General features: G+C 72.0%; 10 protein-coding genes. 7 read left to right on the plus strand and 3 right to left on the minus strand.

Annotated elements, in window-relative coordinates; all coding sequences use genetic code 11:
* Positions 1-66: 66 nt before the first annotated feature.
* Genes ACVV2G_RS23680 through ACVV2G_RS23705 form a run of 6 tightly spaced genes read left to right on the plus strand, consistent with a single transcriptional unit; the run spans position 67 to position 6094 of the window.
* On the plus strand, positions 67-1095 hold the full coding sequence (locus ACVV2G_RS23680; protein ID WP_453844757.1) for a 3-oxoacyl-ACP synthase III family protein: 1029 nt from the start codon (positions 67-69) through the stop codon (positions 1093-1095).
* On the plus strand, positions 1092-2033 hold the full coding sequence (locus ACVV2G_RS23685; protein ID WP_453844758.1) for an alpha/beta fold hydrolase: 942 nt from the start codon (positions 1092-1094) through the stop codon (positions 2031-2033). Before ACVV2G_RS23680 ends, ACVV2G_RS23685 begins: the two co-directional genes overlap by 4 nt.
* A complete protein-coding gene (locus tag ACVV2G_RS23690) occupies positions 2030-3607 on the plus strand; it encodes an AMP-binding protein (protein WP_453844759.1) in 1578 nt (525 codons plus the stop codon). Before ACVV2G_RS23685 ends, ACVV2G_RS23690 begins: the two co-directional genes overlap by 4 nt.
* Positions 3604-4644 (plus strand): NAD-dependent epimerase/dehydratase family protein, encoded by a 1041-nt coding sequence (locus ACVV2G_RS23695; RefSeq protein WP_453844760.1) that lies wholly within the window; start codon positions 3604-3606, stop codon positions 4642-4644. Before ACVV2G_RS23690 ends, ACVV2G_RS23695 begins: the two co-directional genes overlap by 4 nt.
* Positions 4608-4868: an acyl carrier protein gene (locus tag ACVV2G_RS23700; protein WP_453844761.1), complete on the plus strand. Its 261-nt coding sequence runs from the start codon at positions 4608-4610 to the stop codon at positions 4866-4868. Before ACVV2G_RS23695 ends, ACVV2G_RS23700 begins: the two co-directional genes overlap by 37 nt.
* Positions 4865-6094, plus strand: a complete 1230-nt coding sequence (locus tag ACVV2G_RS23705; RefSeq protein WP_453844762.1) for a beta-ketoacyl-[acyl-carrier-protein] synthase family protein — start codon at positions 4865-4867, stop codon at positions 6092-6094. The genes ACVV2G_RS23700 and ACVV2G_RS23705 overlap by 4 nt, the downstream gene beginning before the upstream one ends.
* Before the next feature lie 580 nt (positions 6095-6674).
* Here ACVV2G_RS23705 and ACVV2G_RS23710 read toward each other — a convergent pair.
* The 3 genes from ACVV2G_RS23710 to ACVV2G_RS23720 all read right to left on the minus strand — a co-directional run bounded on the left by ACVV2G_RS23710 (position 6675) and on the right by ACVV2G_RS23720 (position 9357).
* Positions 6675-7421 (minus strand): SDR family oxidoreductase, encoded by a 747-nt coding sequence (locus ACVV2G_RS23710; RefSeq protein WP_453844763.1) that lies wholly within the window; start codon positions 7419-7421, stop codon positions 6675-6677.
* A 69-nt stretch (positions 7422-7490) separates the two neighbouring features.
* Positions 7491-8561, minus strand: a complete 1071-nt coding sequence (locus ACVV2G_RS23715; RefSeq protein WP_453844764.1) for an aldo/keto reductase — start codon at positions 8559-8561, stop codon at positions 7491-7493.
* Positions 8562-8631: 70 nt separating this feature from the next.
* On the minus strand, positions 8632-9357 hold the full coding sequence (locus ACVV2G_RS23720) for an SDR family oxidoreductase (protein WP_453844765.1): 726 nt from the start codon (positions 9355-9357) through the stop codon (positions 8632-8634).
* Positions 9358-9495: 138 nt separating this feature from the next.
* On the opposite strand from ACVV2G_RS23720, the gene ACVV2G_RS23725 reads away from it, so the two are divergent.
* Entirely contained in the window at positions 9496-10059 is a 564-nt protein-coding gene (locus ACVV2G_RS23725; protein ID WP_453844766.1) for a TetR/AcrR family transcriptional regulator, read from the plus strand.
* The last annotated feature ends 402 nt before the right edge of the window (positions 10060-10461 follow it).

The following is a 10461-nucleotide window of genomic DNA, read 5'->3' on the forward strand; positions in this document are numbered from 1 at the left end:
GCACTCGTTGTAGTGAACGTCACGACACATACGCCATGACGGTTTCGCACCGGCTACGGTGACCCGGTGCCCGAAGCCATCCGTGCCCGTATCGCCGCCGTCTCCACTCATCTTCCGTCCCGTTACCGGACCTTGGACGAAATCCGTGTCAAGATCACCGAGACGGGTGGTTACGCCCCGCCGCCCGGTCTGCTGGAGGATCTGACCGGTGTGCGCGGGGTCCACGTCCACGAGGACGGCGAGAACGCCTCCGACCTCGCCGTGGCGGCGGCCCGCAGCGCGCTCGACGAAGCCGGTCTGAAGATCGGCGACGTGGACCTGCTGCTGTTCGCCTCGACCTCGCAGGACCTGATCGAACCCGCGACCGCCCACCTCGTGGCCACCAAACTGGGCGCCTCCTGCCCGGTGTTCGACGTCAAGAACGCCTGCAACAGCTTCCTCAACGGCATGGAGGTGGCCGCGTCGTTCATCGAGACCGGCCGCTACGGCACGGTCCTCATCGCCTGCGGCGAACCCTCCACCCTGGCCACCCGCTGGCACCTCCCCCACCGGGAGGACCTGCTCAGGGCCCTGCCCGGCTACACGGCCTCGGACGCCGGTGCCGCGATGGTGCTCACCGCCGGCCCCGCGGGCGACGGCGATCCCGGCATCCTGTCCCTCCGGTTCGTCAGCAACTCGCCCGCCTGGGAGGCCTGCACGGTGGCCGGCGGCGGCAGCATGCACCACCTCTCCGTCCACGACGACCACACCACCCTGCGCCTGAACGGGGACCTGCGGCAGAGCGCCCTCGACGTGCTCCCCCGGATCATGGACACCGCCGGGGACGAACTCCGGGCCGCGCAGTCCGGCGCCTTGTCCTTCATCGCCTTCCACCAGATCGCCGTGCCGCAGTACCGCGAGGTGATCGACACCTTCTCCCTGCCCGAGGACCGATGCATGCCCGCGGTGGCCGAACACGGGAACTGCGCGGCGGCCTCCCTGCCCCTGCAACTGGTCAAGGCTCGGGAGGCCGACCGCATCGAGAGCGGGGATCTGGTGGCCATGATCGGTCTGGCCAGTGGCTTCAGCTTCGGTCTGGCGCTCGTCCGGTGGTGACCGCGCGAGCGGGGCAGGCCCCGGCACCGGATTCCGCCGCACTGGAACGGCTGATGCCGGGCTATCCCGCGCCCCGGTACTGGCGACGGGTGCCGGTCACCGGCCAGCACTACCTCGACCTCGGCTCCGGCCGGCCGGTGCTGTTCCTGCACGGCAACCCGTCGTGGAGCTACGTCTGGCGCAAGCTGCTGCACCGGCTCGCCCCGCACGCCCGCTGTCTCGCCCCCGACCTGCCGGGCTTCGGGCTGTCCCGGCACCTGCGGCCGGCGGACGGGGTGCCCGACCCCTACGAGGCTCAGCTGGAAGGCCTGGACAGCCTCCACCGTCACCTGGTGCGGAACGAGGGCCTGCCCGAGCGGGGCTGGACGTTCGTCCTGCACGACTGGGGCGGCCCGCTCGGAACCGCCTGGGCGCTGCGCAACCCGGGCGTCGTGGACCGGCTGGTCGTCTGCAACACCGTGGCCTTCCCCTTCCCGGACGGTTTCCGGCTGCCGTTCTACCTGCGCTGGATCCGGGACCACCGGCCGGTCGCCGCGTTCGTCCACGCCACCAACGCCTTCGCCCGCGTCGCCGTACGGGCCGGGGTCCACCATCCGCTGCTCCCGGGCGAGCGGCGGGCCTACCTGCGGCCCTACGCCCGCCGCGCGGAGCGCCGGGCGGTCACCGACGCCGTACGCGCGATCCCCCGCGGCCCCGCGGACCCCGCGTGGCACCTGCTCGAGCCCCCCGGCCATGGGGCCGGCTTGGCGGACCTGCCCCTGCTCATCGGGTGGGGCATGCGCGATCCCGTGTTCACTCCGCACCTGCTTCAGGAGTGGGCGCGCCGGTGCCCGCAAGCCGTCATCCACCGCTTCCCCGAGGCCGGGCACTTCGTCATGGAGGACGCCGCGGCCGAACTGGCCGACCACATCCGCGACTTCCTCGAGGGAGCCCCATGACCACGACCACCGCGGACATCGCCGGGCGCCTCGCCGAGCGGCCGGACGCCGTCGCCCTCGTGGAAAGCCGCAGGGGAAGCTCGCGGACGACCCGGCGCGGCGAGCTGGTGCGCCACTGCCGCCGCATCGCCCAGGACCTGCGCGACGCGGGGGTCCGGCCCGGTCACAAGGCCGTCGTGATGACCCGCGACGCCCACGACCTCACCGCCGTCTCGTACGCACTGGTCCTGGTCGGCGCCGTACCCGTGCTGATCGAACCGCGCGCCGAGGTGGGCCGCTGCCTTCAGGACGTCGCCCCGGACGTCTTCGTCGGGGAGCCGCTGGCCCACCTGGGACGCCGGGTGCTGGGGTGGGGCCGCCCCCACGTCGGGACGGCCCTGGTCACCGGTTCCGCGCCGCTCCCCGTGGGGCGGCGGCTGGTCACCCGGGCACCGGCCGGCGACGCCTCGCCCCCGCAGGTGCGTGAGCCCGACGGCGACGAACCGGCCCTCATCGCCTTCACGTCCGGCTCCACGGGACGGCCGAAGGGCGCGGAGTACCGCCACTCCACCCTGGCCGGGCAGCTCGACGCTCTGGCGACGCTGATGAATCCTCGGCCCGACGACGTGCTCCTGGCCGGATTCCTGCCGGTCGCGCTGCTCGGTCCGCTGCTGGGCCCGGCCACCGTCGTCCCGGCGGTGAACCATCTGGCCCCGGCCCGCACCCCGCCGGAGGAAGTCGTCGGTCCCCTTCGGGAACACCGGGCGAGCATCGTCCTGGCCTCCCCCGCCGTCCTCACCCTGATCGCCCGGCACTGCGCCCGCCACGGCATCACCCTGCCCTCGGTCCGGCAGGTCCTCTCCTTCGGCGCCCCGCTGCGCGTCGGTCTCGCCGACGCCCTGCGCGAGGCCGTGCCGGACGACGCCGAGATCCTCAGCGTGTACGGCGCCACGGAGTGCCTGCCCGTGTCCGCGATCGATGACCACTGCCTGCGGGCCTCGCGCACCGCGCCGCCCGCCGGGCACTCGGGCACCTGCCTGGGCCGGCCGCTGCCCGGCATCCGCGCGCGGATCCTGGACGCCGACGCCACCGGGCTCGGTGAGATCGCCGTCACCGGCCCCACCGTCAGCCCCGCCTACCACGCGCGTCCCGACGCCGACGCCCTCACCAAGAGCGACACCGACCACGGCGTACTGCACCGCACCGGGGACCTGGGCCGGCTCGACGACGAGGGCCGGCTGTGGTTCCTGGGCCGCAAGGCCCACCTGATCACCGGCACCGGCTTCACCCTGACCACCGAGGACGTCGAGGCCGCGGCGGACACCGCCCCCGGCGTCCGGCGCACCGCCCTCGTCGGCGTCGGCACGGCCGTGTGCCAACTGCCCGTGCTCTGCGTGGAACCCCTGCCCTCCGCTCCCCGCGCCCTGGCCCTGGAGGCTGTCCGCGCCGTTCTGAAGGACCACCCGGACGGGCACCGTGTCGGCGCCGTGCTGATCCGTACCGCCTTCCCCACCGACCCCCGGCACAACTCCAAGATCGACCGCATGCGACTGGCCGGCTGGGCCGCCAAGCGCCTGCGCGGGAGGGTTCGATGAAGGTGCTGGTCACCGGAGGAAGCGGCTTCCTGGGTCTGGAGATCTGCCGTCGGCTGAGCGCACGCGGCGACGTCGCCTCCTCCCTCAACCGGCGCCCGAGCAAGGCGCTGGAACGACTGGGCGTCCACCAGCACCTGGGCGACCTCACCGACGCCGCCGTGGTCTCCCGTGCCGTCGCCGGGTGCGACGCCGTCATCCACAACGCCGCCCTGGCCGGCGTCAGCGGCCCTCCGCGGCCCTACTGGGCCACCAACGTCGTCGGCACCCGCCATGTGGTCGAGCAGTGCCGCGCCCACGGGGTGCGCACACTCCTCTACACCTCGACCGCCAGCGTCGCCTTCCGGCCCGGCGGCCTGGAGGGTGTCACCGAGAGCCTTCCCACCGCTCCCCGTCACCTGGCCGCCTACCCCGCCACCAAGGCCCGCGCCGAGGCCCTGGTGCTGGCGGCCCACGGCCCGGAGCTGGCCACCGTCTCGCTGCGCCCCCACATCATCTGGGGACCCGGCGACCCCCATTTCGCCCCCGCTCTCGCGCGCACCGTGCGGGCCGGCCGCCTGCTGATGCCCGGTGACGGCGGCAACCTCGTCGACACCACCCATGTCCGTACCGCCGCCCACGCCCATCTGCTCGCCCTGGACAGTCTGCGGCAGTCACCGACGACGGCGGGCGGCCGCGCCTACTTCATCGGTCAGGACGACCCGCGTCCGCTGCGCGAGACCACCCGGCACTTCCTGCGGGCCGCCGGCATCGACGCCCGCTGGTGCGCCGTACCGCCCCGGCTCGCCACCGCGGGGGCCGCGGTCGGCGACACGCTCCTGCGCGCGGCACGCAGCACCCGCACCCACGCCCTGAGCCGCTTCCTGGTCGCGGAGCTGCTGCATCCGCACTACTTCGACCTCACCGCGGCCCGCCGCGACCTGGGCTTCGCGCCGCCGGTCGGATTCGACGCCGGCATCGCGGAGCTGACCCGCTCCACCCCGAACGACAGCGAGGAGACACCGTGCCGGACACCTACGACACCATCCGGACCATCCTGAGCAGCGCCTTCCGTATCCCCGAGGACGAGATCCGGCCCGGCCTCACGCTGGAGCAACTGGACCTGGACTCCCTGGCCCTGACGGAGCTGGTGCTCATCGTGCACGAGCGCTTCGGGGTGAAGGTCGACAGCGCGGACGCCTCCCGGAGCACGACCGTCGGGCAGCTCGTCGACCGCCTCGACACGTTGCGCGCGAGCGGCACCGGGGCGGTGACCCCCTCGTGACCGAGCCCGTCGCCGTCACCGGCCTCGGCCTGATCACCCCCGCCGGGGCGGACACCGGCGCCACCTGGGACACGGTCCGCCGCGGTGCGGGCACCGCGGCCGCGCACGACCCGGCGCTGGCCGGCCTCCCCGTGGACTTCTCCTGCCGCGTCCCGCTGGGCCGCGACGAGCTGGACCGGCGGGTCGGCCGCACCGCCTGGCGCATGTCACGCAACGCCGTGCTGGCGGTGCTCGCCGCCCGCGAGGCGGTGCACGACGCCGGCCTCGACGCCCGGACGTGGGACGGCGACCGGGTCGCCGTCGTCATCGGCTGCGGGCTGGGCGCGGACGCGGTGCGCGAGGAACAGGCCAGGCGGCTGGCGGAACGGGGTGCCGACATGGTCTCCGCGCTCACCATCCCGCAGGTCATCCCGAACATGGCGGCCGGGGAGGTCTCCATCGACCTCGGGGCCCGCGGCCCCGGCCTCGCCCCGGCCACCGCCTGTGCCTCCGGCGCCACCGCCGTCGCCGTCGCCCGCGACCTCCTCGCCGCCGGCCGGTGCGACGTCGCGGTGGCCGGAGCCACGGAAGCCGCCGTCACCCCGCTGGCCACCGCGGGCTTCTGGCGCGCCGGCGCGCTGTCCCGGCGTACCGACGCGGTCACCGGCGCGTCCCGGCCCTTCGCCGCCGACCGGGACGGTTTCGTCATGGCGGAGGGCGCCGGCGTCCTCGTACTGGAGCGGGCCGCGGACGCGGCCACCCGTGGTGCCCGCGTCCGCGCCCTGCTGGTGGGCTGCGGCAGCACCTCGGACGCCCACCACCCCACCGCGCCCGCCCCGGACGGCCGGGGCGCGGAGGCGGCCCTGCGCACCGCCCTGGCGGACGCGGGTCTGGCTCCGCACGACGTCGAGCACGTCAACGCCCACGGCACCTCCACACCGGCCAACGACGCCGCCGAGTCGGCCCTGATCGCCCGGGTGCTGCCGCACCGCCCGAGTGTCACCGCGCCCAAGGGCGTGCTCGGCCACAGCCTGGGCGCGGCGGGCGCCGTGGAGGCGGCGCTGACCGTGCTCACCCTTCAGCACGGCACGGTGCCCCCGATCGCGAACCTGGACGCGCCCGCTGCGGGGTTCGACATCGACTGCGTCACCAAGGAGCCCCGCCGCCAGGACGTCCGTATCGCCGTCAGCCACTCCTTCGGCTTCGGCGGACACAACGTCGTCCTCGCCCTGGCCCGGGCCTCCTGACCGGCTCGGCGGTCGGCCGGGAGCCGCCGCGCGGCGGGGTGCAGGCGATGAACCGGGCCTGGCCACGGTCCCTGCGAGGAGGCCCTGTTCCCGTAGAGCTACGGCGAACGGACATCTCCCCGCTGTTCTGGACCCATGTGGATCCCTACGGCCGGTTCGAGCTGGACATATACAGACGCCTCGACCTGGACCTGACCGCCCGGGGCGCCGTGCCCAGGCCGCGCGCCCCCGAGGGTGGACCGGCGGCGGTCCTGGGGTGAGGAGCTGGGGCTCCGATCGCTTACGAACAGCGTCTGGTCACCAGCACTCTCGCCACATAACGGCACAAACAGGTGTCCACTTCACGGGGGAAGGTTCAGCCGGCGTGTCTTCGTGGGCCGCGACAACTGCCTGGTGCGAGCATCTTGGCGCCGTCGCCGGCGAACTCGATGGCCGCCCACGCAGAACGCTCGGCCGGGAAACCCCAGCCGAGCGTCTGCATGAACTGCTCGCGACCTGATCGACACGACCACGGGTTGCAGCGCCCCCTGAAACCGCCGTGGTAGCGGGCCTTACGCCCGTGGCGGGACGGCAGACGAGCTCAGAGCTGGGTGTCGCCGCCATCCACGGCCAGCTCGATGCCGGTGGTGTACGTGGCATCGAAGGCGAGGAAGGTGGCCGCCTTGGCGAACTCTTCGACGGTGCCGTAGCGCTTCATGGGGTTGCTCGCGGTCCGTTCCGCCCTGAACTGGTCGGCGGCCTCTTCGGACAAGTTCATCGTTTCCAGGATCCCCGAGTCGATGGGCCCCGGGCTGATCGCATTGACACGGATTCCCCGCGGAAGCAGCTCGCGGGAGAAGGTGCGGGCCATCGAGCGCAGCGCCGCCTTGCCGGCCGCATAGACGCTGGTGTCCACCATGCCGATGACGTTCGCGATCGAGGTGGTGAGGACGATGCCGGCGTTCGCGCTCAGCAGCGGAGCGAGCTTCTGCACAGTGAAGAAGGCGCCCTTGACGTTGATCGCGAACAGCTCGTCGTACACGTCCTCGGTCGTCGACTCGAGGGGCGTGAGGGGCGAGATGCCGGCGTTGACGAACAAGGCCTCGATCGATCCGAGCTCGCTCCTTACACGGCCGGCGAGCATGTCCAGGTCGGACAGTGAGGCCACGTCCGCCCGGACGGCCACGGCATTCTCGCCGAGCCGCTCGCGTGCCGCGTCGAGCTTGGCCTGAGAACGGCCGGTGATCACCACGCGGGCTCCGCCTTGTACCAGCAGCTCCGCCAGCGCGAGCCCCATGCCGCTGCTGCCACCCGTGATCACCACATTCTTGTCACTGTACTTACCCATGCCGAGGTGGCTCCGTTCCCTCATCAAAAACATGTCGATATATCTGGATGTCGCCGTTCATGAAGCGAATCAGCAGAGGGTTTCGATCTTCATGTCGCCTGTGGTGACCGTGCGGATGTGATCGCCGGCGAGCAGGTCGTGCGGATTGCCGAGAGCGATGGCGCTGACCTCGTCGAGGCGGGCCAGCTGGGAAGGAGTGAGGTCGACCTGCAGGGCGCCCAGGTTGTCCTCCAGCTGCGTGATGGTGCGGGCGCCGATGATGGGTGCCGTCACGCCCGGGGCGTTCAGGGTCCAGGCCAGAGCGACCTGGGCGGGTGTGCGGCCCAGCTCGGAGGCCACCTCCTTCACCGCGTCGGCAATGGCAAGGTTGCGGTCGGTGACCCATCCCAGGGCGACGTTGAGGCTCTTGCGGTTGCTGGCGGTTTCGCCGGCAACGGAGCCCGCCTGGTTCTGGTCCTCCCGGCTGTACTTGCCGGTGAGCACCCCGCCGCCCAACGGGGAGAACGGGACCACGCCGAGTCCCATCTCGCGTGCCATCGGGATCAGGTCACGCTCCGCGGTGCGCTCGATCAGGCTGTACTCGGTCTCCAGCGCGACCAGTGGCGACCAGCCGCGCAGGTCGGTGATCGCTTGCATGCGCGACACCTGCCAGGCCGGGGCGCTGGAGATCGCCACGTACAGCACCTTGCCCTGCCTCACCAGGTCGTCCAGACCCCGCAGGATCTCCTCCACCGGCGTCCTGAAGTCCCATACGTTCACGTAGAGCAGATCGATGTAGTCGGTGCTCAGCTGCCGCAGACTGGCTTCCACCGACGCCAGCATGCTCTTGCGGTGGGTACCCCCGGAGTTCGGGTCACCGGGCTGACGCAGCGTCGAGTACTTGGTCGCCAGCACCATCTTGTCGCGGTCGGTGCGGGCGAATTCGCCGAGCAGCCGCTCGGAACTGCCGTTGGTGTAGGTGCTGGCGGTGTCGAAGAAGTTGCCGCCGAGCTCGGTGTAGCGGTCGAAGAGCTTGCGCGCCTCGTCGCGCTCGGCGCCCCAGCCCCACTCGGTGCCGAAGGTCGCCGTGCCCAGCGCCAGCGGTGAGACCCGGAGTCCGGAACGGCCCAGCAGCCGATAAGTGTCGAGAGTGAGTGCCATCGTGTTCTCCTGTGAGGTGCGGTTCGTGGCGTTCGAGAGGTGCGGATCCGTGGTCGACTCGCCCCGGGTTTCAGGCGCCGAGCCCGTAGCCGCCGGCCACGGTGATGTCCTGGCCGGTGATGTAGCCGGCGGCGTCCGAGGCGAGGAAGGCGACTGCTTCCGCGACCTCCTGGCTGGATCCGAAGCGCTCGAAGGGGATCTTCGAGCGCATGGCGTCCCGGCCGCTCTCGGGCACCCCCAGCTTGTTGAGCAGCGGGGTGTCGGTGGCCCCGGGGCTCACGGCGTTGACGCGAATCCCGCGCGGGGCCAGTTCGAGCGCGAGCGAGGGCAGCATGGCCAGCAGCGCGCCGCGTGTCGCCGCCCCCACTGTGGCGCCAGGGGTGCCGCGACGGGATCCGATGCCGACGGTCAGCACGATCGAGCCGCCGTCGTTCATGAGGGGAAGGGCCTTTTGGAGGGTGAAGTACTGGCCCTTGAAATTGAGGTCGGCGTGCTCGTCGAACGATTCCTCCGTCACCTCGGCAACCGGTGCCGGACGGAAGATCCCGGCGTTGAGGAAGAGCAGGTCCAGCGCTCCGAACCGCGCCGACACCGCCGACATCAGGGCGTCGGTGTCGGAGAGCACGCGCCCGTCGGATCGGACGACGAGCACGTCGCCGGGGAGCTCGGACTGCGCCCGCGCGAGGGACTCGGGATTCTGTCCGGTGACCGCGACCTGGTAGCCGCGGGCGTGCAGCAGCTCGGCCGTCGCTCTGCCGATCCCGGTCGTCCCCCCGGTGATGAGAGCTGTAGGCATGGCAAACCTTCCGTCGCTGATGCGATGGGTGAGACCACCCATAACCAGGGAACTCCCCGGTTGTCTCACCGTACACTGAACCGGGGACATCCCCGAATCGTTCCCGAGCCCCATCCGACACTCACGATCGCGAAGGTCATGACACTTCCACGCAGCACCCTGCGCGCCGACGCGCAGCGCAACCGCGAGCAGCTGATCGCCACGGCCGCCGAAGCCTTCGCGTCCGGACGCGCGATCTCGCTGGACGCGATCGCCAAACGCGCGGGAGTGGGGAACGCCACCCTGTACCGGCACTTCCCCACCCGAGAGGATCTGGTCGAAGAGGTCTACCGGGACCAGATCCGGCCCTTGCGCGAAGATGCGCGCACCCTGCTGGCCACCAAGCCGCCCGCGCAGGCCCTCCACGCGTGGATGCTCCGATTCGCCGACTGGGCCGGTGAACGACGGGGCATCTGCGAGGCCCTGGTCGCCATGAGCGCTTCCGGCCGCTTCGGCACCGGACCGGTCTGCGACGAGGTCCAGCAGATCCTGGCGATGGTGCTCGAGACCGGCGCCACAGCAGGAGAACTGCGCAGCGACATCGACCCGGTCGAGGTAGGCGGCATCCTCGCCGGTTTGCTCTCCGTGGCCGGCGCACCCGAGCAGCGCCCCCAGCTGAACCGAATGCTGGACGTCGTCGTCGACGGGCTCAGGCCCCGCTAAGCGACACTCCAGCGGCTCGGCGAGGCGTCGGGCCCATACCGGACGGCATGGCTGCGGCCGCGGCGGTCGTGGCGCCCCAGACCCTGGTGAGGACCGTCGGGATGGTTGCCCACGTTCGGCTCGTTCCCCGCCTCGCGACAGGCCCGGGCGCGCGGCAGACGGAGTGCGCCCCCGCTCCCGGGTTCGGTCACCGGTTCGATCACCATGCCCGCCCCGCCCCTCCGGTACTGCCGCAGTGAATGCGTACACCTCGTCCCGGCGGCCGGAGAGCCCGCCGCAGGTCGCGCCGACCACGGTCGGGCCTCCGTCGCGAATCCGGCATTTACTGCGGCACCATCCTGGCGAGTCACCAGGCGCGCCGGAAGTCCGACAAGTGAACCTCGAAGCCGAATCGCTGCCACC

The organism is Streptomyces sp. JK94, from assembly GCF_053613315.1.